Raw genomic sequence first — 24,407 nt, 5'->3', positions numbered from 1 at the left:
CTGCGCGGCCGGGACCGTCCCGGCCGCAACACGCAGCACCCCGCACACCCCGACGCGGCCCACATTCCGGCGCCGCCCCACCCGTTCCCCCTGGCCACGCTGTTCCGCGCCAGCCCGACTGAACCCGTTCCAAGCCCGCCAGCCCCGGCCCGTCCGCGCCTGGCGCCCGCGCCATCCGCTGGCCTCAACCGCCGCGGCGATGGCGCCACAACGCCCTTCGGAGGATATTCGTCCTCAGGGGCGCCCCCCGCCCGTGCCGGCCAGGCTGGCACGCGTGTTGCTTAATCCTTTGCAACCGGCCGCACATCGGCCGGGCGGCCGCCGCGCGCAAGCGCGGCCGCCAGCACCTGTACCGGAGGAGCCATGAAGGACAGACCCACCCGTCCCGCCGCCTATGACGAGATGCGCGACAGCGCCGGCGGCATACGCTCCCATTGCCAGGCTTTCGAGCGCTGGCACGTCGAGCAGTCCGCGCAGGCCATGGCCGCGCGCCGCCTGGAAGCGGACCTGAGCTTTCGCCGCGTCGGCATCACGTTCTCGGTCGCGGGCGATGCCGCGGGCACCGAACGGCTGATCCCCTTCGACCTGATTCCGCGCATCATCCCCGCCGACGAATGGCGCCTGCTGGAAGCCGGCCTGAAGCAGCGGGTGCGGGCGCTCAACATGTTCATCCACGACATCTACCACGGCCACGACATCGTGCGCGCGGACGTGGTGCCCGCCGAACAGGTCTTCCTCAATGCCCAGTACCGCCCCGAGATGCAGGACGTGGACGTGGCCGAGGACATCTATTGCCACATCGCCGGCGTGGACATCGTGCGCGCCGGCGCGGGCGAGTTCTACGTGCTGGAAGACAACCTGCGCGTGCCGTCCGGCGTGTCCTACATGCTGGAGAACCGCAAGATGTCGATGCGGCTGATGCCCGACGCCTTCAGCCGCATCAAGGTGGAACCAGTGGCGCACTACCCCGACCTGCTGCTGGACAACCTGCGCGAAGTGGCGCCGCACGGCGGCGACGACCCCACCGTGGTGGTGCTGACGCCGGGCATGTACAACTCGGCCTACTTCGAACACGCGTTCCTGGCGCAGCAGATGGGCGTGGAACTGGTGGAGGGCCAGGACCTCTTCGTCGAACAGAACACCGTCTACATGCGCACCACGCAAGGCCCGCGCAAGGTGGACGTGATCTACCGCCGCCTGGACGACGACTTCCTTGACCCGCTGTCGTTCCGCGCCGATTCCGCGCTGGGCGTGCCCGGCCTGCTGTCGGTGTACCGCGCAGGCCGCGTCACGCTGGCCAATGCCATCGGCACCGGCATCGCCGACGACAAGTCCACCTATCTGTACGTGCCCGACATGATCCGCTTCTATCTGGGCGAGGAGCCGATACTGTCCAACGTTCCGACCTGGCGCTGCAACCGGCAGGACGAGCTGTCGCACGTGCTGGCCCACATGCATGAACTGGTGGTGAAAGAGGTGCATGGCTCGGGCGGCTACGGCATGCTGGTCGGGCCTTCGGCCTCGCGCGCCGAGGTCGAGGCCTTCAAGGATCGGGTGCGCGCCAACCCGGGCAACTACATCGCGCAGCCCACGCTGGCGTTGTCCACCGTTCCGACCTATGTGGAATCGGGCGTGGCGCCGCGCCACGTGGACCTGCGCCCCTACGTGCTGTGCGGCAAGGACATACGCACCGTGCCGGGCGGCCTGTGCCGCGTGGCGCTGACCGAGGGCTCGCTGGTGGTCAACAGCAGCCAGGGCGGCGGCACCAAGGACACCTGGGTGCTGGAGGAGGACTGAACATGCTGAGCCGAACCGCAGACAATCTCTTCTGGATGTGCCGCTACACCGAGCGCGCCGAAAACACCGCCCGCATGCTCGACGTGAACCTGCAGATGTCACTGCTGCCGCAGGACGCGCAGACGCGCGAAGGCTCCTGGCTGGGCGTGCTGCGCATCTCCGAGCTGCAGGGCCTGTACCAGAGCAAGTACGCGTCCATTTCACCGCACGACGTGCTGCAGTACATGGTGCGCGATCCCGAGAACCCCTCGTCCATCTACTCCTGCATGCGCGCGGCCCGCGAAAACGCGCGCGCCGTGCGCGGCAGCCTCACCACCGAGGTCTGGGAAACCTACAACACCACCTGGCTGGAACTGCTGAAGCACCTGCACACCGGCCTCTTGGAACGCAACCCGGGCGAGTTCTTCGAGTGGGTCAAGTTCCGTTCGCACCTGGCGCGCGGCGTCACCATCGGCACCATGCTGGAGGACGAGGCCCTGTACTTCCTGCGCATCGGCATGCATCTGGAACGGGCCGACAACACCGCGCGCATGCTGGACGTGAAGTTCCACGAACGCGGCGCCAACGGCCACGACGGCCGCGCCGAACCCGCCGGCGCCGCGGCGCTGCAAAGCGAGTTCTACCGCTGGTCGGCGCTGCTCAGCTCGGTCTCGGGGCTGGAGATCTACCGCAAGGTGTACCGTGACGTCATCACCCCCGACCGCGTGGCCGAGCTGCTGATCCTGCACGGCGACATGCCGCGCTCGCTGCTGGCCTCGATGCGCGCGGTGGCCGGGGACCTGGCGCGCGTCTCCAACCAGCGCTCGACCGAAACCGAGAGGCGCGCAGGCATGCTGTGCGCGGAGCTGCAATACGGCCGCGTCGAGGACATCCTGGACAGCGGCCTGCACCAATACCTGGAACACTTCCTCGACCGCATCAACGATCTGGGCAACCGGATCAGCCAGGACTTCCTGGTACCGCTGTCGGCCTAGACGGGAGAACGGAATGAAGCAGATCATCACCCACCTCACTCACTACCGCTACACCGCGCCGGTCACCTACAGCATCCAGACCCTGCGCCTGACGCCGCGCGACGACGAGCACCAGCGCGTGCTGCGCTGGCACATCGAAGCGCCGGGCGCGCTGGACAAGCAGGTGGACGCCTACGGCAACATCACGCACACGCTGACGCTGAACCAGCCGCACACCGACATCGAACTGCGCGTGGTCGGACAGGTGCTGGTGGCGCCGCTGCAACGCGGCCTGCTGGGCAGCGAAGACAGCCGCCTGCCGGTGCACGCCTATTGCGTGCAGACCCCGCTGACCCAGGCGGACGACACCGTCATGGCCTTCGCGCGCGAAGCGCTGCCCGGCGGCCTGCGCACCCCGGACGACATCCTGGCGCTGGCCACCGCGGTCAGCGACCGCGTCGCCTACGAACCCGGCACCACCGACGTCACCACCGCCGCGAACCAGGTGCTGGCCATGGGCCATGGCGTCTGCCAGGACCACGCCCACCTCTTCCTGGCCTGCGTGCGCGGCCTGGGCGTGCCCGCGCGCTACGTCAGCGGTTACCTGTACACCACCGCCGAGCACGCGGCCAGCCACGCCTGGGCCGACGTCTGGCTGCCCGACGTGGGCTGGACCAGCGTGGACATCACCAACCGCCAGTTCGCCTCGGACTGCCATTGCCGGCTGGCGGTGGCGCGGGACTACGACTCGGCCTCGCCGGTGCGCGGCGTGCGCAGCGGCGGCGGCCAGGAATCCATGGAGGTCAGCGTGCAGGTCCAGACCAGCGCCCAGCAGTAACATCCTGGCCGGCCGCGCCGCAATACAATGCGGCGTGGTATTACCTTTTTTCGATCATGACCTACTGCGTCGCAGCCCGCCTTGATTCCGGCCTGGTGTTCCTGGCCGACTCCCGCACCAACGCCGGAGTCGACCAGATCAGCGTCTTCCGCAAAATGACCGTCTTCGAGCGGCCGGGCGACCGCGTGATGGTGCTGATGAGCTCCGGCAACCTGGCCGTCAGCCAGGCCGTGCTGAACGCGCTGGCGCGCCAGCACGACGAAGGCGGCGAAACCGTCTGGAACGCGCCCGACATGTTCGAGGCCACCCGCCGCGTCGGCGCGGCGGTGCGCGACGTCTACCACCGCGAGGCGCCGGCCCTGCGCGAACAAGGCGTGGACTTCAACGTCAACCTGATCTTCGGCGGCCAGATCGGCGCCGAGCGCTGCCGCCTGTTCCAGGTGTACTCGGCCGGCAATTTCATCGAGGCCGGCCAGGAATGCCCGTACTTCCAGATCGGCGAAGCCAAATACGGCAAGCCCATCCTGGACCGCGTGCTGCGCCCCGACACCTCGCTGGACGAGGCCGCCAAGTGCGCGCTGATCTCGATGGACTCCACGCTGCGCTCCAACATCTCCGTCGGCCTGCCGCTGGACCTGCTGGTCTACGACACGCATGCGCTGCGCGTCACGCACTTCGCCAGCATCGACGAGCACAACGAGTACTTCCGCATGATCCGCGGCACCTGGGGCGAACGCCTGCGCCAGGTCTTCGCCGAGATCCCCGACCCGCTGTGGACCAACCCCGACGCCCCCGACTCCCTGGTGCCGCCCAGCCGCGTGCACCAGCCGCTGCGCGCCGAACCGGTGGACGCCCCCATGGCGAGCTATCCCGCGCCGCAGGTGCTGGCCGAGGATCCGGGCAAGGATCAGGCGAGTTAGGGACGGTGTGGAACGCAACGGGCGCTCGAGGCGCCCCCGAGATTCGGTCCTATAACAGGCACTGCGGCGCTCATTTGCGCATTTCCGACGCCTCGCCCCCTTGCTTCGAGGCCAGCACCTGCTCTACAGTTTCCTCAACGTATATGCCCGCCATATGCCCACCTTCCGAGGCCCGCGCAAATCCTTGCTGCGGGCTTTCGTGTTTTTGCGCGGCATGAATCATCACTCGCACTACGAAGGGTGTGATATTTCCATGCACTGACGGAAAACCGGCGCGCTCCCGCCTCCTACACTGCTTCGATTCGCATGCAAACCCTGTGTCGAGCAAAGGATCGCGCCATGCATTACGTCATGTACCTGGACGAATTCGGCCACATCGGCCCGTTCGTCTCCCGTGATCACGACAAGCACAAAACCAGTCCGGTCTTCGGATTCGGCGGACTGGTCTTGCCAATAGAAGCGGTGCGTGAATTCGCGATCTACTTCTACAAGCTGAAATGCCATCTCTTGAAATTTGAACTCGAACAACAGGACCAACCGGCATACCGCTGGGAAAAGAAAGGCGCGCAGCTCTATACCGTCCGGAACGTGGAAAAGTACCGGCAACTGCGGACCGCCACAGGCCGATTGCTCAACCAGATCAAGCAGATCGGCGGACACGTAATCTACAGCGGCGAACAGAAGATGGCGGAGACGGCATCACATCAGCCAGCAGCCGTTTTCAGGCATCAGCTGCTGCGCATCGTCCGGCGCGCGGACCAGTTTTTCTCGGCCAGGCAGGCTACCTTCATGCTCTTGATCGACGAACAGCAGGCGGGCAGCCGGTGGCGCGAAATGAATGTCGAAGCCTGCACGCTGGCTATGTTCGAAGATGCCACCCATCGGTGCCGAACGCTGGTCGAGCCGCTGATACAAGGCGAGAGCCATTTGTTTCAAACGCTTCAATGCGCGGACTGGATCTGCAGCCTGGTGGGCCGGCTGTGTACCTATCAGGTAGCGTCGGGCCAGTATCGGGACTGGGAGATTTTCCACCGCTATTTTCACGACCGGCTGCAAGCCACGGCGCTCCCATGCAGCGGACTCGAACCGCGCGAAGAACCCGCAAATCCGCTTCACGGTCACACTTCCGCGTAAACCCTCCTTTCCATCAACCGAAACCCGGCTTGCGGAACCGCGAATTCTCAGCCGGGCGCTGTCGCGCCACACTGGTGTCCGGCCGTCATGCTTTGCCTTGGGGGCCTAGACAAAACCACAAGGAGCGAGACATGTCCCCTCTCTACGCGCGTGCGCTCAAGCGCGCGACCTGGCCGCTGTTGGCCCTGTCCTGCCTGGTCTCTGGCAGCGCCGGCGCGCAAGGCGCCTACCCCAATCATCCGATTTCGCTGGTCGTGCCGTTCGCGGCGGGCGGGCCCACAGACGTGGTGGCGCGCAGCCTGGGCGCGGCGATGTCCAAGACGCTGGGCCAGAGCATCATCATCGAGAACCGCACCGGCGCGGGCGGCACGCTGGCGTCCCAGCACGTGGCGCGCGCCGCGCCCGACGGCTACACCTTCCTGATCCATCACAACGGCATGGCCACCGCGCCGGCGCTGTACCGCAAGCTGTCGTTCAATCCGCTGACGGACTTCGCCTATGTGGGCCAGGTGGCGGACGTGCCCATGACCTTGCTGGGCCGCAAGGACTTGCCGGCGAACGACATGAAGGACTTCATCAAGTACGCCAAGGAAAACGGCAACAAGATCAACCTGGCCAACGCCGGCCTGGGCGCGGTGTCGCAGCTGTGCGGCATGCTGCTGCAGGAATCGCTGGGCGTGCAGTTCACCACCGTGCCCTATGCCGGCACGGCGCCAGCGATGACCGCGCTGCTCGGCGGCCAGGTGGACGTGCTGTGCGACCAGACCACGCAGACCATTCCGCAGATCAAGGCCGACCGCGTGAAGCTGTACGGCGTCACCACGCTGGACCGCATCAAGACCTTGCCCGATGCGCCGACCCTGCAGGAAAACGGGTTGAAGGGCTTCGAGGTCAAGGTGTGGCATGGCGTCTATGCGCCCAAGGGCACGCCGCCCGAGGCCATCGCCAAGTTCAACGAGGCCCTGCGCGCCGCGTTGAAGGACCCCGCCTTCACGCAGAAGATGGCGGAGCTGGGCGCCGAGATCGTGCCGGAATCCAAGCAGACGCCGCAGGGCCTGCAGACCTGGCTGCAGGCCGAGGTCGACAAATGGGGCGGCGTGATCCGCAAGGCGGGCGTGTACGCGGACTGATCGTGCGGCAGGCAGCGGCGGTTGCCGCTGCCTGTTCATGAATATATATTCCCGTGCATGAGTACGAACGACGTAAAAAGCGCCAGGCGCGTCCTGGACATCCTGCAGTTCTTCGCCGCGACGCGGGCGCCGGCCACGCTGTCGCAGATCTCGGCCGGGCTGGGCATCCCCAAGTCCAGCTGCCTGGCCTTGCTGGACACCCTGGAAGGCGACGGCTACGCGCACCAGACCGCGGGCCGCTACTACCTGACCCGCCGCTGGCTGAACGAGGCGCGCACGGTGGCTGAACATGACCAGCTGACCACCCGCATCCGCCCCACGCTGGAAGCGCTGCGCGACGAGCTGGAAGAAACCCTGATCCTGGCGCAGCGGTCCGGCGACCAGGTGGTCTACCTGGACGTGGCCGAGCCCGACCGCATCGTGCGCTTCACGGCGCGGGTCGGCCAGCAGAAGCCGCTGCACGCCTCGGCCTCCGGCCGCGCGCTGCTGGGCGCCATGCCGCCCGCCGAGCGCGAGGCGCTGGCGGCGCGCCTGACCCTGGACCGCTACACCGCCAAGACGGTCAAGACGCACAAACAGTTGCTGCAGCTGATCGAAACCGAAGCCAGCCGCGGCTGGCACGTGAACCTGGCGGAGCACCAGGCCGACACGCTGTCGGTCGCCGCGCCGCTGGTGCTGCACGGCGCGGTGTTGGCGCTGGTCGTGGGCGCTCCGCTGGACCGTTCGGCCGCCAAGGCCGACCTCATCGGCCAGACCCTGCTGGCCGCCAGCCGCGAGCTCACGCAGCGCCTGGACAGCCCGACGCCCGCCGTGCCGGCGTACTAGAACCTCAAGAGGGGGCCCGCCCCCCCGCCGGCCTCGCGCCTCACGTCGCCGCGCACAGGTCCCCGCCTGCGGCGTCCCGCCTTGACCCTACCCCGGCGTCCGTTCCCGTCCTCGAGGATGGCGCCCCCCCGCCCCCCCTTCGCCCTCATTTCTCCATTGCGTCGCGCCGTCCGCGCCCGCTGCGTGTGTCCGTTGCGTGTGTGTTCGTTGCGCGTGTCCGCTGCGTAAGCCCATTGCGTGTGCCCCCCGCATAGCCCCGCTGTGGGTGCCAACTGCGTGCCGGCTGCGCTCGTCTGCTGGGTCCGTATGCCCGCTGCGCACACCCGCCCCCAACTACCTCCGCCTCAAACGCCTACGGGTTTACGCCAAGCAAAATCGATTGCCGGCCATCGTTCATGCTTATAAACTTTTGTTCAAGAGTAAGAACGCCAGCCGAATTCCCCGGCGGCGGCCGCTCACGATCCGGGTGACCGCCCGGCGCTCTCTTCTTGAAGGAAGGAACATGGCTGGCCTTTATTACGAACAGTTTTCGCCCGAACAGACGTTCGAGCATGCCTGGACCCGCACCCTGACCGAAATGGACAACGTGCTGTTCAGTTCGCTGACGATGAACGTGCAGCCGCTGCACCTGGACGCGCATTTCGCCGCGCAGACCGAGTTCGGCAAGCCGCTGGTCAACAGCCTGTTCACCCTGGGCCTGCTGATCGGCATGACGGTCAACGACACCACGCTGGGCACCACCGTGGCCAACCTGGGCATGACCGACGTCAACTTCCCCAAGCCCGTCTTCGCGGGCGACACCCTGCACGTGCGCACCCGCGTGCTGTCGGTGCGCGAAAGCAGGTCGCGTCCCAACGCGGGCATCGTCGAGTTCGAGCACACCGCGCTGAACCATCGCGACGAGGTGGTGGCCACCTGCAAGCGCTCGGCCCTGATGCACAAGCGTCCGGCCTGAGGCCGCCGCCGGAGGATCACGATGACCCGTTCCCTGTTGTTCGTGCCCGGCGATTCCGGGCGCAAGTTCGAGCACGCGGCCGCCAGCGCCGCCGACGCCCTGATCCTGGACCTGGAAGACTCCGTCGCCCCGGACCGCAAGCCCGCGGCGCGCGCGGAAGTCCGCGCCATGCTGGAACGCGGCGCTGCGGCCAAGCAGCTGTGGGTGCGGATCAACGCGCTGGATGGCGGCGACGCCCTGGCCGACCTGGCCGCGGTGATGCCCGCCGCGCCCTACGGCATCGTGCTGCCCAAGTGCGCCGGCCGCGCCGGCCTGCTGCACCTGTCGCACTATCTGGACGCCTTCGAAGCGGCCGCCGGCACGGCGCCGGGCGCCACCCGCATCCTGGCCATCGTCACCGAAACCGCGCAGTCGCTGTTCGGACTGCATGACTACCGCGACGCCACACCCCGGCTGTGGGGCCTGTCGTGGGGCGCCGAGGACCTGGCCGCCGACGTCGGCGCGCTGCGCAACCGCGACGCGGGCCGCTACACCGAGCCCTTCCGCCTGGCGCGCTCGCTGTGCCTGATGTCGGCCGCCGCCGCCGGCGTGCGCGCCATCGACACGGTCTGCGTCGACCTGGACGCGCCCGAGGTGCTGGCCGCCGAAGCCGCAGAGGCGTTCCGTGACGGCTTCGTCGCCAAGATGGCGATCCATCCGCGCCATGTCGAAGCCGTCAACGCGGCGCTTAGCCCGGACGCGGAGCAGCTGCAATGGGCCCGCGCGGTCATCGCCGCGTTCGCCGCCAACCCGGGCGCGGGCACCTTGCGGCTGGACGGCAAGATGATCGACCGGCCGCACCTGCGGCTGGCCCGCCGACTGCTGGGGGAGGACTGACCATGCCCGGACCGCTGCACGGCATACGCGTCATCGACATGACCAGCGTCGGCATGGGGCCGATGGCCACCCAGATGCTGGGCGACATGGGCGCCGACGTGATCAAGGTGGAATCCGCGGAGGGCGACGTGTTCCGCCACGTCACGCCCCAGCGCCACGCCGCCATGAGCCATACCCATCTGAACCTGAACCGCAACAAGCGCAGCGCCGTGATCGACGCCAAGACCGCCGAGGGCCGCGCCCAGCTGGAAGCGCTGATCGGCGGCGCGGACGTCTTCATCTCCAACATGCGCGCACCCGCCATGCGCCGCCTGGGCCTGGACTACGCGACGCTGCAGGCGCGCTTTCCCGAGCTGGTGTATTGCGCCTGCTACGGCTATTCGGAACAAGGCCCCTACGCGGGCCGCGCCGCCATCGACGACACCATCCAGGCCGCGTCCGGCATGGCCTGGCTGCAAGGCGGCGCCGGCGCGGACGCGCCGCGCTACGTGAACTCCGTGGTCGCCGACAAGGTGGTGGCGCTGTACGTGGCCAACGCCGTAACCAGCGCGCTGCTGGCGCGCGAGCGCGGCGCGGGCGGCCAGGCCGTCGAAGTGCCGATGTTCGAATGCATGGTGGCCTTCCTGGCGCCCGAACACCTGGCCGGACTGACCTTCGTGCCGCCCGAAGGGCCGGCGGGCTACACGCGCCTGTTGAACGAGTACCGCCGCCCCTTCCGCACGCGCGATGGCTATATGAGCGTGGTGCCCTACACCACGCCGCAATGGCAGCGCTTCTTCGCCCTGGCTGGCAATCCCGAGATGGCAGAAGACCCGCGCTACCTGACGCTCAACAGCCGCAGCAAGCATTTCCCCGAGCTGTACCGCTACGTCGAAAGCGTGCTGGGCGAGCGCACCACCGCGCAATGGACCGAGCTGCTGGCCACCGCCGACATCCCCTATGCGCCGGTCAACGGTTTCGAGGAACTGCTGGCCGACCCGCACCTGCGCGCCACCGGCTTCTGGCATGAGTCCGAGCATCCGACAGAAGGACATCTGATCCAGGCGGGCCTGCCCGTCAGATTCAGCCGCACGCCGGCAGAGATCCGGCGGCATCCGCCCGGGCTGGGCGAACACACGGCCGAGATCCTGGCGCAAGCCCGGGCCGGCCGGACGCCCTGAACCCAGGTTTCAAGCACGAGGAGACAAACATGAAAAACAACATCGCATCCGCCCTGATCGCCGCCGCGCTGTGCTTGCCCGCCCTGGCGGGCGCCGCCTCCGCTTACCCGCAGACGGACAAGCCCATCCATTTCGTGGTCGGCTTTCCCGCCGGCAGCACCATCGACAACGTGTCGCGCGTGGTGGTCGACAGCATCCGCGCCCGCAGCGGCGCGCAGATCATCGTCGAGAACAAGCCCGGCGCGCTGGGCGTGCTGGGCGTGGACACGGTGGCGCGGGCCACGCCGGACGGCTACACCATGATGCCGAGTTCCAGCGCCACCAGTTCCTCCGGCCCCTATCTGTCCAAGGCCTTCCAGCGCTATGACGCCATGAAGGACTTCACCCAGGTCGGGCGCGTGGTCCGCTTCGACGTCGTGATCGTCACCAGCGCGGCCGGCCAGCATGGCGACGCGCGCCAACTGGTGGCGGCGGCCAAGGCCAAGCCGAACGCGGTGACCAGCGGCTACGGCTCGGGCACGGGCCAGGTCGTGGCCGCGGCCTTCAGCCGCGCCGCGGGCGCCGAGGTGCTGGGTGTGCCTTACAAAGGCCAGCCGGCGGCGGTCACCGACCTGATGGGCGGACGCATCGACTTCGTGGCCGCCGACCTGGGCGCGGTGCTGCCGCAGATCCGCGCCGGCAACCTGAACGCGGTGGCCCTGGTGTCCACCAAGCGCTCGACCATCCTGCCGTCCGTGCCCACCGCCCAGGAGCTGGGCATGGGCAGCCTGGACCTGACCGGCTGGATCGGCGTGGCCGGTCCAGCCGGGCTGGCGCCCGAGGCCGCCAAGTGGTGGTCCGAGCAATTGACGCAGACGATGCGCGACCCGGCGGTCCAGGAAAAGCTGCGCGCCATGGGCATGGAGCCCGATCTGGCCACGGGCGAACCGCTGCAGCAGTTCGTGCGGTCCCAGTACGAGTCCTGGGGCCAGCAGATCCGGCAGGCGGGCATACAGCCGGAGTAAGCGGCAACGGTACACGCCCACAACGGCGCGCGCCCAAAGAAAAGCCCACCCTCGCGGGTGGGCTCGGCCTTTATGGCGGTTGCCAGGCGCGCTGCCGTTGCTATGCCTGCAGCGACAGTTCCTTCCACACCGCCAGTGGCGCTTCCGCGTGGTTCAGGGTGTAGAAATGCAAGCCCGGCGCGCCGTTGTCCAGCAGGGTCTGGCACAGCTCGGTCACCACGTCCACGCCGAAGGCGCGGATGGAAGCCTTGTCGTCGCCGAACTCGGCCAGGCGCAGACGGATCCAGCGCGGCACTTCCGCGCCGCACATTTCGGAGAAACGCAGCAGCTGCGTGTGGTTCGTGATGGGCATGATGCCCGGCACGATGGGCACGCGGACTCCCTTGGCCTGGGCCCGATCGACGAAGTCGAAGTAGGCGTCGGCATTGAAGAAGTACTGCGTGATGGCCGCGTCGGCGCCGGCCTTCACCTTGTTCACGAAATGGTTCAGGTCGGCCGAGGGATTGGCCGCCTGGGGATGCATTTCGGGATAGGCCGCCACTTCGATGTGGAACCAGTCGCCCGTTTCCTCGCGGATGAACGACACCAGCTCGTTGGCGTAGCGCAACTCGCCCGCGTCGCCGCCCATGCCCGAGGGCAGGTCGCCGCGCAGGGCGACCACGCGCCGCACGCCCTCGTTCTTGTAGGCCTGGAGTATGTCCCGCAGATCCTGGCGCGTGGCGCCGACGCACGACAGGTGCGGCGCCGCCTCGCAGCCCAGGTTGCGCAGCGTGCGCACGGCGTCCGCCGTGCCGGCGCGGGTGGAACCGCCCGCGCCGAAGGTCACGCTGACGTACTTGGGCTGGATGGCCAGCATCTGCTTGGCCGCGCGCACCAGCCGTTCCTGGCCGGCCAGGTCGCGCGGCGGGAAAAATTCCAGACTGAAAGCAGGGGAAATCGAATCGGACATATTAGTTATCCATGGCGCAGCACATTACCCGCGATGCCTGAGGCCCCGCAGGGCCGCGCGGAGCCGGCTTTGCCGGTCCGCAGCGGCGCCCCCTTGAGGGGGAAGCGCGCAGCGCTTCGGGGGTGGGCGGCATTCAGGGGATCAGCTTGGTGAGCAGGCCGGAGATGATGCTGTAGAGAATCGCACCGCCCACGGCCCACCAGAACCCGTTGACCTGGAAGCCCTTCAGCACGGAGCCGACGAACCAGAACAACAAGGCGTTGATGACGATGAGGAAGAGACCGAGCGTGACGATCGTGATGGGCAGCGTCAGCAGCACCAGCACCGGCTTGACCAGCATGTTCACCAGACCCAGCACCAGCGCGGCGATGAGCGCCGAGCCGAAGCTGGCCACGGTGATGCCGGGCAGCAGGTAGGCCACCACCAGCAGGGCCACCGCGTTCAGGATCCAGACGAGTATCAAGGCCATGTTCGATCTCCTGTTGTGAGCCCGCTGGCCCCGCCACGGCGATACGTTCGCGACAGGGGCCCCGCAGACCGGAAAGCCCGCGCCGACATGGCGCGGCACTTTCCTATTTTGCTACAACCATCAATAGCGATAGTGCTCGGGCTTGTAGGGGCCTTGCACCGGCACGTTGATGTAGTCGGCCTGGTCCTGGCGCAGGGTCGTCAGCTTGACGCCCAGCTTCTTCAGGTGCAGGCGGGCGACCTTCTCGTCCAGGTGCTTGGGCAGCACGTAGACCTGGCCGGACGTGTAGGCTTCGTTGCGCGTGAACAGTTCGATCTGGGCGATCGTCTGGTTGGCGAACGAGGACGACATCACGAACGAGGGGTGGCCGGTGGCGCAACCCAGGTTCACCAGGCGGCCCTGGGCCAGCAGGATGATGCGCTTGCCGTCCGGGAAGATGACGTGGTCGACCTGCGGCTTGATCTCTTCCCACTTGCAGTCGGCCAGGCTGGCGACGTCGATTTCGTTGTCGAAGTGGCCGATGTTGCACACGATGGCCTGGTCCTTCATGGCGTTCATGTGCTCACGCGTGATGACGTGGTAGTTGCCGGTGGCGGTGACGAAGATGTCGCCGTGCGCGGCGGCTTCTTCCATGGTCACGACCTTGAAGCCTTCCATGGCGGCCTGCAGGGCGCAGATCGGGTCGACTTCGGTGACCCAGACCTGGGCGCGCAGCGCGACCAGCGCCTGGGCGCAGCCCTTGCCCACGTCGCCGTAGCCGGCCACGACGGCCACCTTGCCGGCGACCATCACGTCGGTGGCGCGCTTGATGCCGTCGACCAGCGATTCGCGGCAGCCGTACAGATTGTCGAACTTGGACTTGGTAACCGAGTCGTTGACGTTGATGGCGGCGAAGGCCAGCTCGCCCTTCTGCGACATCTGGTACAGGCGGTGCACGCCTGTGGTGGTTTCTTCCGTCACGCCCTTGATCAGGGCCAGGCGGGTCGAATACCACTTGGGATCGCGCTTGAGGGTTTCCTTGATGGCGGCGAACAGGATGCGCTCTTCGTCGCTGCCCGGGTTGGCCAGCACCGAGATGTCCTTCTCGGCCTTGGTGCCCAGGTGCAGCATCAGCGTGGCGTCACCGCCGTCGTCGAGGATCATGTTGGCGTTTTCGCCATTGGGCCATTCGAAGATCTTATGGGTGTACTGCCAGTACTCTTCCAGCGTCTCGCCCTTGACGGCGAAGACCGGCGTGCCCGACGCGGCGATGGCGGCGGCGGCGTGGTCCTGCGTGGAGAAGATGTTGCACGAGGCCCAGCGCACTTCGGCGCCCAGCGCCACCAGCGTTTCGATCAGCACGCCGGTCTGGATGGTCATGTGCAGGCTGCCGGCGATGCGCGCGCCCTTGAGCGGCTGCTTGGCGGCGAATTCCTCGCGGATGGCCATCAGGCCGGGCATTTCGGTTTCGGCGATGGCGAGTTCGCGGCGGCCCCAGCCGGCCAGCGACATGTCGGCGACGAGGTAGTCGGAGAAGGATTTATCGGTCACAGCATTCATGGTGTGTAGGCTCCACGTGAAATACGAACGGCGCACGATATGGCCGGACAACGCGAAGACACCACGAAGGTCGAGTGCTCGCCTTTCCCGCCATATGCGACAAAGGTGAGCGCCGTTGCTGTAGCGCCGCGCGAAGCGCGCCGCTTGAACAAGGATTCCTGAGCCTGGCGAGCCTGGCCCGCATGCCTTGCCGGCTGGCGGGTACCGCAGGGTCGTCGCAACGCTCCTCAGGATTGCCGCGCATTGTACCCGGGAACCGGCCGCCAGGGATCAAACCCCTGGTTCCCTGACGGGCATTTCGCCGCCGGGCCGCCGTCCCAGCACGGCCCCTTCGGGCACGCACGACGCCTCCGCATGTTCCGCCCCGCGGACGCTCCCGTCCAGCGGCACCAGTGCGGCCAGCAGGGTCGAGGCCACCGAATCCCAGCTGCGCGTCAGCGCGTGTTCGCGCACCGCGTGGCGGTCCAGCGTCAGCGCGGCGCGGCAGGCGTGGGCCAGGTCCTCGTCCAGGAAACCTGTGACGCCCTGGGTCACCACCGCCAGCGGCGCCTCGCTGCGGAACGCCGCCACCGGCGTGCCGCAGGCCATGGCTTCCAACATGACCAGGCCGAAGGTGTCAGTCAGGCTGGGAAACACGAAGACGTCCGCCGACCCATACAGCGCCGGCAGCGCGTCGTCGTGCCGCATGCCCAGGAAGACCGCGTCGGGAAAGCGCTTCTTCAGCCGCGCCTCGTCCGGCCCCGCGCCCACCACCACCTTGCTGCCCGGCAGGTCCAGCGACAGAAAGGCGTCCAGGTTCTTCTCGCGCGCCACGCGGCCCACGCTCAGGAATACGGGACGGGGCAGCTCCGGGAAGGCCGGGCCGGCGCCGGGCTGGAACTTGCGCGGATCCACCCCGCGCGACCAGATCTGCAGGTTGGCCAGACCGCGCCGCGCCAGCACGTCGCGCACCGTGGGCGTGGGCACCAGCACGCGCTGCGAAGGCCGGTGGAACCAGCGCAGATAGCGCCAGGGCAAGGCCGCCGGTATGCCCATGCGCGCCTGCAGGTAGTCCGGGAACATGGTGTGGAACGAGGTCGTGAAGCGCCAGCCCCGCTTCAGCGCCATGCGGCGCGCGGCCAGGCCCAGCGGGCCTTCGGTGGCGATGTGCAGGGCGTCGGGCACGATGTCGCCCAGGATGCGGCGCAATTGCCGGCGGGGCTGCAAACACAGCCGCAGGTCCGGCTCGGAAGGCGCCGGCACGGTGCGGCTGCCTTGCGGGTTCACCACGATCAGTTCGTGGCCCCATTCTCCGAGGATCTGCTGCATGGTCGTCCAGGTGCGGACGACGCCGTTGACTTGCGGATGCCAGGCATCCGTGACCAGGACGATGCGCATGATGGGGCCGGAAGTGGGCAATAGCGCGATTTAGCCCGCGCCATGTGACATGCCCAAGACGGCCCGCAGGCCCGGCGCTAATTGTTGCGGCGGGGATACCCTTGCGCCGTGATGCGCACCCAGACTTCGCGCTTTTCCTCTTCCGTCATGAAGACCCAGTTGGCGACTTCCATGGCGGTGCGGCCGCAGCCGCGGCAAATGTCGTCGAACAAGGTGGAGCAGACGGCCACGCAGGGCGAATCCGAGGCCTTGAAGGCGCGTTGCGCGTCTTCGGCATCGGGAAGTTTGGAAAGGTCGACGTGGTGCTGATTCATCGGGCGTAGGTTAACACCCGCAGTGCGTCCCCTTTTGGAAGGCCCTATGCCCCGCCCGGGCTTGGCTGCCAGCCCGCGCGCGGGGTGCTAGACGCCACAAAACGCCCCTGAATTCAGGACGCGGCCGCCTCGGAACGGCCGTCCCGGTCCCATTCGAAGAACGCCGCCGCCTGCTCCAGCAACGCGTCCGGACACTCTTCCGCCAGATAGTGCGCGCCCGGCAGCGGACCGCCGGAAACCTCGTCCGCCACCCCGCGCCACAGCGCCAGCACGTCGAAGTTCCGGCCCACCGCGCCGCGCTCGCCCCACAGCACGCGCAGCGGCAGGCGCAGGCGCTCGCCGGCTGCCCGGCCGGCGCGGTCATGCTCCAGGTCCAGCGTGGCGGACGCGCGGTAGTCCTCGCAAAGGCCGGTGGCCCAGCCGGGCAGGCGCGCCGTGCGCTCGTATTCGGCCATGGCCTCGGCGGAAAAGTGCGCCAGCCCGCCAGGCCTGCCGCCCATCACGGAACGCAGGTAGAACACCGGATCGCGCTCGATCATGGTCTCGGGCAAGGGCGCGGGCTGGATCAGCCAGAACCAGTGGAAATAGGCCTGGGCGAAGGCGCGCGTGGTGCCTTCGTACATGTCCAGCGTGGGCGCAATGTCCAGCAGCATCATGCGGCTGACGACGGCGGGATGGTCCAGCGCCAGCCGGTGCGCCACCCGCGCGCCGCGGTCGTGCGCCAGCACTTCGAAGCGTTCGTGCCCCAAGGCCCGCATCAGCCCGACCATGTCGGCCGCCATCTCGCGCTTGGAATGGGCCGAGTGGTCCGGCGACGCGGCGGGCTTGCCGCTGTCCCCGTAGCCGCGCAGGTCCGCCGCCACGCAAGTGCGGTGGCGCGTCAGTTCCGGCCAGACGCGGTGCCAGATGGCGTGGGTCTGGGGATGCCCGTGCAACAGCAGCAGCGGCGGTCCCGAACCGCCGACCCGGGCGGCGATCTCCACGCCGTTGGCGGCGATGCGGCGCACGGGCAGGTCGAAGAATGCGGTCATACGGCCTCTCGGTCCAGGCGGTCGCGCACGCGGCGCGCCAGGTCTTTCATCCACGGATGGCTCGCCCAATGGCGGGCCTCGAAACGTTCCACCTCGTCCAGCTGCTGCAATGATGCGCCCACCATGTCCTGCCCCTGGACGTACATGCGGCGATGCCGCTCCGGCAGCGTGAAGTCCGCCGTCCAGCCGTCCGCGGCCGTGACGCGCCCGGCAGCCACGTCGATCTGCACGCGGTTGCTGGCCGCAACCGACACCTGGGCCAGCAGGGCGTCGATCTCGGCCGGCGCCAGGCTGATCAGCAAGAGGCCATTATTCACCGCATTGAAGTAGAAGATCTCGCCGAAGCTGGGCGCGATCACGGCGCGGATGCCGAACTGCTGCAAGCCCCACACGGCGTGCTCGCGGCTGGAACCGCAGCCGAAATTCGGCCCCGCCACCACGATGGACGCGCCGGCATAGGCCGGCCGGTTCAGCACGAAGTCGGCCCTGGGCGCGCCATTCCCGTCAAAGCGCAGATCATGCAGCAGCCCCCGGTCCAGCCCTGCCTTGTCGATGATGCGCAGGAACTGCTTGGGCATGATCTGGTCGGTGTCCAGATTGGAAAAAGGCAGCGGCGCGGCAATGCCTTCCATCGTTGCGGTCATGCTTGTTGCTCCCAGGCGCGTACGTCGACGATGCGGCCGGCCAGCGCGGCGGCGGCAGCCATGGCGGGGCTCATCAGGTGCGTGCGGCCCGCGCGCCCCTGCCGGCCCTCGAAATTGCGGTTGGTGGTGGAGGCGCAGCGCTCGCCCGGGCTCAGCACGTCGTCGTTCATGGCCAGGCACATGGAACAGCCCGGCTGGCGCCATTCGAAGCCCGCCTCGATCAATTGCGCCGCCACGCCCTCGGCCTCGGCCTGGGCGCGCACCGCGCCCGATCCGGGCACCACCATGGCGCGCACGCCGGCGGCCACCTTGCGGCCGCGCACCACGGCCGCGGCGGCGCGCAGGTCCTCGATGCGCCCGTTGGTGCAGGAGCCGATGAACACGCGGTCTATCGGCAGGCCGGCTATCGGCATACCCGGCGCCAGGCCGATGTAGTCCATGGCCTTCTCCAGCGCCAGGCGGGCCAGCGCGTCGGGCTCGGCTTGCGGATCAGGCACCACGCCGTCCACCGGCATGGCCTGGTCCGGGCTGGTGCCCCAGGTGACGAAGGGCGCGACCGCCGCCGCGTCCATCACGTGCTCGGCATCGAACACGGCATCCGCGTCCGTGCGCAGCGTGGTCCAGTGGGCGCGCGCCTGCGCCAGCGCCTCGCCCTGCAGTTCAGGCGCATGCGCGGCGACGTAGGCGTCGGTGACCGCATCCGGCGCGATCAGCGCGGCGCGGGCGCCAGCCTCCACCGTCATGTTGCACAAGGTCATGCGGGCCTCGGCGGACAGCGCGGCGATGGCCTCGCCGCAGTACTCCACCGCATGCCCGCGCGCGCCCTGCGCGCCGATGCGATGCACCACGCAGATCACCAGGTCCTTGGCGGTGACGCCGGCCGGCAGCGCGCCGTCGATGCGGATGCGCATGTTGCGCGCCACGCGGTAGGCCAGCGTCTGCGTGGCCAGCACGTGCTCGACCTCGGAGGTGCCGATGCCGAAGCCCAGCGCCCCCAGCGCGCCGTAGGTGGTGGTGTGGCTGTCGCCGCACAGCACCACCATGCCCGGCAGGATCATGCCGTGCTCGGGCGCGATCACGTGCTCGATGCCTTGCAGCGGATCGGTCGTGTCGAACAGCGCGATGTCCTGCGCTTCGCAATTGCGCTTGAGGTTGAGCGCCTGGCGCGATGACGCGTCGTCGGCGATCACGCGCAGCGCCGCCGGTACCGGATGCGTCGGGATGATGTGGTCCACCACCGCCATCTGCTGCCTCGGGCGCAGCACGCCGCGCCCGCGCGCGGCCAGGCCGCTGAAGGCTTGCGGGCTGGTGTATTCGTTCATGATGTGCAGGTCGACGTAAAGCAGGATGTGCTCGTCGTCGATGCGGGCCACCTCATGGCTGGCCACCAGTTTGTCGTACAGCGTCATGCCGCGCATGTCTTGCGTCCTTCGATGGAATGTCAGTTGGCCTGGATGCCGGCGTCCTTGACGATGCCGGCCCAGCGCGTCATCTCGGCGGCCACCATGGCGTCGGTCTTGGCCGGCGAGGAAATCAGCGGATCGAAGCCTTCCCGGCCCATGCGCTGCGCCAGTTCCGGCGAACGCAGCGCCTGTTCGAGCTTGGCGTTCAGCGTGTCGATGACCGCTTGCGGCGTGCCCGCGGGCGCGCTGATCACGAACCAGGTATTGAACTCATAGCCGGGCAGGCCCGACTCGGCGATGGTGGGCACGTCGGGCAGCAGCGGCGAACGGGTCGTGCCGGTCACGCCCAGCGCCTTGAGCTTCTTGCCGTCCACCTGCGGCTTGGCCGCGGACAGCACCGGAAAGCTCATCTGCACCTGGCCGCTGATGGTGTCGACCATGGCCGGGCCGCCGCCCTTGTACGGCACGTGCAGGATCTGCGTCTTCGACACCGACTTGAACAACTCCGCGGCCATGTGGAAGGTGCTGCCCGTGCCCGCCGAACCGAAGCTCAGCTCGTTGGCGGGCCGCGCCCGCACGTAGGCCAGCAGCTCGGCCACGTTGGCGACCGGCAGGCTGTTGGTCACCGTCAGCACGTGCTGCGAGGTGCCTATCGTGCCGACCGAGCGCAGATCCTTCTGCGTGTCGAACGGCATGCTCTGGAACAGCGCCGGATTGATGGCCAGCGACATGGTGTTGACGGCCAGCGTGTAGCCGTTGGGCTCGGCGCGCGCCACCGCGGCCATGCCAATGTTGCCGGAGGCGCCGGCGCGGTTCTCCACGATCACGCTCTGGCCCAGCGCGCGGCCCCAGGCGTCGGAAATCAGGCGCGCGGCGATGTCCACGCTGCCGCCGGGCGCGAACGGCACGATCAGCGTCACGGCGCGCGCGGGAAAGGCGTCGGCGGCAAGCGCCGGCTGGACCCAACAGGATGCGGCGATGGCCGCGCACAAGGCGCCGGCCGCTTTCTTGATCTTCATTCCTGGTCTCCTCGTTTGGCCGCGTCAGGCGGCTCTATGTTGGCGAGTCCAGTGTATAGGCCGGTCCGGTTCTTATAATTAATGAACGCGATAAAGCTTTATTAAATTCAGTTTATAAATAAGCGCATGGACGCCCTATCGGATCTCGCCTTCTTTTCGCTGGTGGTGAAGCACGGCAACCTGTCCGCCGCCGCGCGCGAACTGGGGCTGACGCCGCCCGCCGTCAGCACCCGCCTGGCCAAGCTGGAACAGCGCCTGGGCGTGCGGCTGCTGAACCGCACCACCCGCCGCGTCAGCGTCACGCAGGAAGGCGAGCTGTACCTGGCCGAGGGCGGACGCATCCTGACGGACCTGGAGGCGCTGGAACGTTCGGTATCGAGCGCCCGCGCCCGGCCCCAGGGCCTGTTGCGGCTGAACGCGACCTTCGGCTTCGGACGCGCCCACATCGTGCCCGCGGTGTCGGACTTCGCCCGCCAATACCCGGAAGTGGAAGTGCAGATGCGCCTGACCGACAGGCCGCTGAACCTGATCGAGGAAGGCTTCGACGTGGCGGTGCGCTTCGGCGACCTGCCCGACGCGCGCCTGACCGCGCGCAAGATCGCCTCCAACCGCCGGCTGCTGTGCGCGTCGCCGCGCTATCTGGACACCTATGGCGAGCCGCGGACGCCGGGCGACCTGCAGCGCCACCGCTGCATCGTGGTGCGCGAAAACGACGTGGCCTACGGCACATGGCGCCTGGAATCGGGCCTGCGCGCGGAGACCGTGAAGGTGCGCGGACCGCTCAGTTCCAATGACGGCCAGAGCGCGCTGGAATGGGCGCTGGACGGCCACGGCATCGTGATGCGGTCGGAATGGGAAACCGCCGAGCACCTGCGCGCCGGCCGCCTGCGCGCGGTGCTGGCGGACTGGCGCACGCCGCCCGCCGACATCCATGCGCTGTATCCGGAACGCCTCAACCTGCCGGCCAAGACGCTGGCCTTCGTCGACTTCCTGTCGCAGCGCTTCGCGCGGCATCTGCGGGCTCCAGGTTCGGACGACGCGGTCTGGTGAAAGGGCGCCGGCTAGGCGCGCACGATGCCGCAGCGCTTGTGCGCCCGCATCACCACGCCGACCTCGCTGTGCAACACGCCGTCCAGCTCGCCCAGGCGGCGCGTCACCACGTCCCATAGATGCAGGCTGTCGCGGCACAGCACATGCCAGAACAGCTGCGACGCGCCGCTGGTGCCGAACAGGCAGCGCGTGTTGGGGTCCAGCGCCAGATGCGCGGCCAGTGCGTCCACCACCTGCGGCCGCACCTGCACGGAGATCACCGCCTCCACCGGAAAGCCGACCAGCGCCGGCTCCACTTCCACGCGGAAGCTCAGCGCGCGGCGTTCCACCATGTGCTGCAGCAGGCGCTGCGCCGTGGGTTCGCTGACGCCGGCCTGCTCGGCCAGTTCGGCCAGGCTGGCGCGGCCGTCTCGCATCAGGTGCGCGACCATGCGCTGTTCGGCGTCCGTCAGCGCGGCGGGCTGCTGCGGCGGGGCAGTCTCGGCGGCGCCCGATGGTTGAGCCTGGATGCGCCATTGGCCGGCGCGGCGGAAGGGCCGCAGCACCAGCCGCGCCTCCACGTGCTCGACGCCGTCGATGGACGGCAGCACGCGCGTGACCACGTGCGGCATGTCGGCCGCGTCCGCCAGCGTCAGTTCGGCCATCAGGTCGGCGGAACCGGCCAGGGTGACCACGAGCTGGCTGATGTCCAGCCGCGCCAGCTGGTCCGCCACCTCGGGCACGCGGCCCGAACGGCAGCGCACCCAGGCATGCAGCACCACGCCCCGGCCGGTGGCCAGGGGGTCGGGTTCGGCAATGACACGCAGGGCATCGGCGTCCATCAGGCGCTTGATGCGGCGCGCGACCGTGCGCTCGGCGATGCCGGTGGCCGCGCCCAGCTCGCGCCAGGAAGCGCGCGGGTCCGCCTGCAGCGCGATCAGACAGGCGAGATCGGTCTCGTCCAGGCCCGGAGCTAGGGGCTTACCCTTACTTGACGTGTCCATATTCATTAAATTAACGTTCGCGCATTGATAAAAACACAAAATTAAACGGTCTTTTTGACCAAAAATAAATTCTTATTTGAGGTTTCCATGAGCAGCACTTCAGCGCCCCTGCGCAAGCAGCAGGGGGCAGCCGCCTCGGCCGGCACCGCGCCCGTCTCCCGCTCGCGCACCATCCTGGCCGGTAGTGTAGGCAATGCGGTCGAATGGTTCGACTGGACCATCTACGCGTCCTTCGCCATCTTCTTTTCCAGCCAGTTCTTCCCCGAAGGCAACGAAACCACCGCCCTGCTGGCAACCTTCGGCATTTTCGCCGTGGGCTTCTTCATGCGTCCGGTGGGCGGCTGGCTGCTGGGCATTTTCTCCGACCGCTACGGCCGCAAGGCCGCGCTGGGCCTGACCATCCTAATGATGGCCGGCGGTTCGCTGATCATCGCCATCACCCCCACCTACGCCACCATCGGCCTGGCCGCTCCGCTACTGCTGACCGCCGCGCGCCTCTTGCAAGGCCTGTCGCTGGGCGGAGAGTATGCCTCGGCCACGACCTTCCTGGCCGAAATGGCGCCGCCCAACAAGCGCGGCTTCTATTCCAGCTTCGTGTTCTTCAGCGCCGCCGTGGGCATCCTGGCCGCATCCGCCATCGGCTGGGTGCTGACCTCGACGCTGAGCAAGGTTGAAATGGCCGCCTGGGGCTGGCGCATTCCGTTCCTGCTGGGCGCGCTGGGCGGCCTGGCCGGCATGTGGATCCGCCGCTCGATCCCGGAAACCGAGGCGTTCTCGCACGCCAAGAAGGCCGGCATCGAAAAGCAGCCGCTGCGCACCCTGCTGCGCGACCATCCGCGTGAAGTGCTGCGCATCGTGGGCTTTTCCATCCTGACCACGTTCGCGTTCTACATCTTCGTGGCCTACGTGCCCACCTACGCCATCCGCCAGGTGCATGCCGACCCCAAGACCGCGTTCGCCGCCAATACCGTCGCGCTGATCGTGTTCATGCTGGTGCAGCCGCTGTTCGGCATCCTGTCCGACCGCATCGGCCGCAAGCCGCAGCTGATCTTCTTCGCGGCCGGCTACCTGGTGTTCTTCTACCCGCTGATGACCACGCTGGGCCCCTCGTTCGGCTCGATCCTGGCGGTGGAACTGTTCGGCCTGGTGCTGTACGCCATGTACACCTCGATCGCGCCGGCCATCATGTCGGAGCAGTTCCCCACCAGCGTGCGCGCCGTCGGCATCGGCACGCCGTACAACCTGGTCGTGGCGCTGCTGGGCGGCACCACGCCCTATCTGCTGACCTGGCTGCAAAGCAAGGGCATGGAGCGCTGGTTCTTCTACTACGTGCTGGCGGGCGCCGTGATCACGCTGATCACTTTCATCCGCATGCCCGAGACCAAGGGCCAGACCCTGAAGTAATAAGCCACGATCCGCATCACGTCCGCGCGCTTTCCGGTTCACCAAGGACCGGAAAGCTTTTTCTTTTCCGATGAGACCCATGCCAGCACAAGACACCGCCCTGCACTTCCAAGACGCCCAGACCCTGGCCGGCGCCCTCCGCCGGCGCGAACTGAGTTCGCGCCAGCTCACCACCCACTTCCTGGACCGCATCGAGCGCGCCCCCGCGCTCGCCGCCTTCAGCGAAGTCACGGCCGAGCGCGCGCTGGCCCAGGCCGACGCCGCCGACCGCCTGCGCGATGCGGGCATGCTGCTGGGTCCGCTGCATGGCGTGCCGGTGGCGGTGAAGGACAGCGTGCAATGGGAAGGCGTCAGCGCGAGCCTGGGTTCGCAAGCCTTGCAGGGCCGGATCAGCGGCGAGACGGCGGCGGCGCTGCACAAGCTGGCCGCTCAAGGCATGGTGGTGCTGGGCAAGACCCGCATGACCGAATTCGCCTTCGGCCTGTCGGGCCAGAACCCGACCCAAGGCACGGCGCGCAACCCCTGGGATGCGCAGGCCGCGCGTGCGCCGGGCGGTTCGTCCAGCGGCGCAGGCGTGGCCGTGGCCGCCGGCCTGGCGCCGCTGGCGCTGGGCGGCGACACCGGCGGCTCGGT

24 protein-coding genes and 1 riboswitch are annotated in these 24,407 nt (G+C 68.1%); of the genes, 14 read left to right on the top strand and 10 right to left on the bottom strand.

The features are described 5' to 3' along the window. Positions 1-363: 363 nt before the first annotated feature. The 11 genes from HWY37_RS00120 (at position 364) to HWY37_RS00070 (ending at position 11,592) form a co-directional block, all read left to right on the top strand. On the top strand, positions 364-1,797 hold the full coding sequence (locus tag HWY37_RS00120) for a circularly permuted type 2 ATP-grasp protein (RefSeq protein ID WP_373418164.1): 1,434 nt from the start codon (positions 364-366) through the stop codon (positions 1,795-1,797). 2 nt (positions 1,798-1,799) lie between these two features. Next, entirely contained in the window at positions 1,800-2,771 is a 972-nt protein-coding gene (locus HWY37_RS00115; RefSeq protein ID WP_175209337.1) for an alpha-E domain-containing protein, read from the top strand. Positions 2,772-2,784: 13 nt separating this feature from the next. Then, positions 2,785-3,588, top strand: a complete 804-nt coding sequence (locus tag HWY37_RS00110) for a transglutaminase family protein (RefSeq protein WP_176087562.1) — start codon at positions 2,785-2,787, stop codon at positions 3,586-3,588. Between the two features lie 56 nt (positions 3,589-3,644). Continuing rightward, positions 3,645-4,508 (top strand): proteasome-type protease, encoded by an 864-nt coding sequence (locus HWY37_RS00105; RefSeq protein WP_175209335.1) that lies wholly within the window; start codon positions 3,645-3,647, stop codon positions 4,506-4,508. Between the two features lie 339 nt (positions 4,509-4,847). Then, on the top strand, positions 4,848-5,642 hold the full coding sequence (locus tag HWY37_RS00100; protein ID WP_175209334.1) for a DUF3800 domain-containing protein: 795 nt from the start codon (positions 4,848-4,850) through the stop codon (positions 5,640-5,642). 131 nt (positions 5,643-5,773) lie between these two features. Then, a complete protein-coding gene (locus HWY37_RS00095; RefSeq protein WP_175209333.1) occupies positions 5,774-6,772 on the top strand; it encodes a tripartite tricarboxylate transporter substrate-binding protein in 999 nt (332 codons plus the stop codon). Positions 6,773-6,829: 57 nt separating this feature from the next. After that, positions 6,830-7,597, top strand: coding sequence for an IclR family transcriptional regulator (locus tag HWY37_RS00090; RefSeq protein ID WP_175209332.1), 768 nt, complete (start codon positions 6,830-6,832; stop codon positions 7,595-7,597). A gap of 502 nt (positions 7,598-8,099) precedes the next feature. Beyond that, entirely contained in the window at positions 8,100-8,552 is a 453-nt protein-coding gene (locus HWY37_RS00085; protein ID WP_175209331.1) for a MaoC family dehydratase, read from the top strand. A gap of 21 nt (positions 8,553-8,573) precedes the next feature. After that, on the top strand, positions 8,574-9,428 hold the full coding sequence (locus HWY37_RS00080) for an HpcH/HpaI aldolase/citrate lyase family protein (RefSeq protein ID WP_176087561.1): 855 nt from the start codon (positions 8,574-8,576) through the stop codon (positions 9,426-9,428). 2 nt (positions 9,429-9,430) lie between these two features. Next, positions 9,431-10,588 (top strand): CaiB/BaiF CoA transferase family protein, encoded by a 1,158-nt coding sequence (locus HWY37_RS00075; RefSeq protein WP_176087560.1) that lies wholly within the window; start codon positions 9,431-9,433, stop codon positions 10,586-10,588. A 29-nt stretch (positions 10,589-10,617) separates the two neighbouring features. Next, positions 10,618-11,592 (top strand): Bug family tripartite tricarboxylate transporter substrate binding protein, encoded by a 975-nt coding sequence (locus HWY37_RS00070; RefSeq protein WP_176087559.1) that lies wholly within the window; start codon positions 10,618-10,620, stop codon positions 11,590-11,592. Positions 11,593-11,692: 100 nt separating this feature from the next. On the opposite strand, the gene metF is transcribed toward HWY37_RS00070, so the two are convergent. The 9 genes from metF to HWY37_RS00025 all read right to left on the bottom strand — a co-directional run bounded on the left by metF (position 11,693) and on the right by HWY37_RS00025 (position 20,337). Beyond that, positions 11,693-12,541, bottom strand: coding sequence for a methylenetetrahydrofolate reductase [NAD(P)H] (gene metF, locus HWY37_RS00065; protein WP_175209327.1), 849 nt, complete (start codon positions 12,539-12,541; stop codon positions 11,693-11,695). Between the two features lie 133 nt (positions 12,542-12,674). After that, positions 12,675-13,010, bottom strand: a complete 336-nt coding sequence (locus tag HWY37_RS00060) for a phage holin family protein (protein ID WP_006391891.1) — start codon at positions 13,008-13,010, stop codon at positions 12,675-12,677. Between the two features lie 120 nt (positions 13,011-13,130). After that, a complete protein-coding gene (gene ahcY / locus HWY37_RS00055) occupies positions 13,131-14,549 on the bottom strand; it encodes an adenosylhomocysteinase (RefSeq protein WP_059374131.1) in 1,419 nt (472 codons plus the stop codon). Between the two features lie 100 nt (positions 14,550-14,649). Continuing rightward, positions 14,650-14,784, bottom strand: a riboswitch (S-adenosyl-L-homocysteine riboswitch). A gap of 35 nt (positions 14,785-14,819) precedes the next feature. After that, positions 14,820-15,926 carry a glycosyltransferase family 4 protein gene (locus tag HWY37_RS00050; RefSeq protein WP_175209325.1) on the bottom strand — a complete coding sequence of 369 codons (1,107 nt, stop codon included), beginning with the start codon at positions 15,924-15,926 and terminating at the stop codon, positions 14,820-14,822. Between the two features lie 77 nt (positions 15,927-16,003). Then, a complete protein-coding gene (locus HWY37_RS00045) occupies positions 16,004-16,240 on the bottom strand; it encodes a DUF1289 domain-containing protein (RefSeq protein ID WP_054457003.1) in 237 nt (78 codons plus the stop codon). Between the two features lie 113 nt (positions 16,241-16,353). Next, positions 16,354-17,271, bottom strand: a complete 918-nt coding sequence (locus HWY37_RS00040; protein WP_175209324.1) for an alpha/beta fold hydrolase — start codon at positions 17,269-17,271, stop codon at positions 16,354-16,356. Continuing rightward, on the bottom strand, positions 17,268-17,915 hold the full coding sequence (leuD, locus tag HWY37_RS00035) for a 3-isopropylmalate dehydratase small subunit (RefSeq protein WP_176087558.1): 648 nt from the start codon (positions 17,913-17,915) through the stop codon (positions 17,268-17,270). The genes HWY37_RS00040 and leuD overlap by 4 nt, the downstream gene beginning before the upstream one ends. Continuing rightward, complete coding sequence (gene leuC / locus HWY37_RS00030) at positions 17,912-19,333, bottom strand: 3-isopropylmalate dehydratase large subunit (protein ID WP_176087557.1); 1,422 nt, start codon at positions 19,331-19,333, stop codon at positions 17,912-17,914. The genes leuD and leuC overlap by 4 nt, the downstream gene beginning before the upstream one ends. Before the next feature lie 23 nt (positions 19,334-19,356). Next, complete coding sequence (locus HWY37_RS00025; RefSeq protein WP_176087556.1) at positions 19,357-20,337, bottom strand: tripartite tricarboxylate transporter substrate binding protein; 981 nt, start codon at positions 20,335-20,337, stop codon at positions 19,357-19,359. Between the two features lie 126 nt (positions 20,338-20,463). Between HWY37_RS00025 and HWY37_RS00020 the strand changes: the two genes are divergently transcribed. Beyond that, the gene (locus HWY37_RS00020; RefSeq protein ID WP_176087555.1) at positions 20,464-21,387 is read left to right on the top strand and encodes a LysR family transcriptional regulator; all 924 of its coding nucleotides are present in this window, start codon (positions 20,464-20,466) and stop codon (positions 21,385-21,387) included. A gap of 11 nt (positions 21,388-21,398) precedes the next feature. Here the strand turns inward: HWY37_RS00020 and HWY37_RS00015 are convergent, their stop codons facing one another. Then, positions 21,399-22,376, bottom strand: coding sequence for an Lrp/AsnC family transcriptional regulator (locus tag HWY37_RS00015; RefSeq protein ID WP_176087554.1), 978 nt, complete (start codon positions 22,374-22,376; stop codon positions 21,399-21,401). Between the two features lie 81 nt (positions 22,377-22,457). Here HWY37_RS00015 and HWY37_RS00010 point away from each other — a divergent pair, with 81 nt between their 5' ends. Next, positions 22,458-23,774 carry an MFS transporter gene (locus HWY37_RS00010; RefSeq protein ID WP_175209318.1) on the top strand — a complete coding sequence of 439 codons (1,317 nt, stop codon included), beginning with the start codon at positions 22,458-22,460 and terminating at the stop codon, positions 23,772-23,774. A 79-nt stretch (positions 23,775-23,853) separates the two neighbouring features. After that, positions 23,854-24,407, top strand: a 554-nt coding sequence (locus HWY37_RS00005; RefSeq protein ID WP_176087553.1) for an amidase family protein, incomplete at its 3' end; no start/stop codon positions are given.

The organism is Achromobacter anxifer (assembly GCF_903652925.1).
Lineage (GTDB): Bacteria > Pseudomonadota > Gammaproteobacteria > Burkholderiales > Burkholderiaceae_B > Achromobacter > Achromobacter anxifer.
The sequence above is the reverse complement of the archived record's forward strand: the minus strand, read 5'-3'. Positions and strand labels throughout refer to the sequence as shown.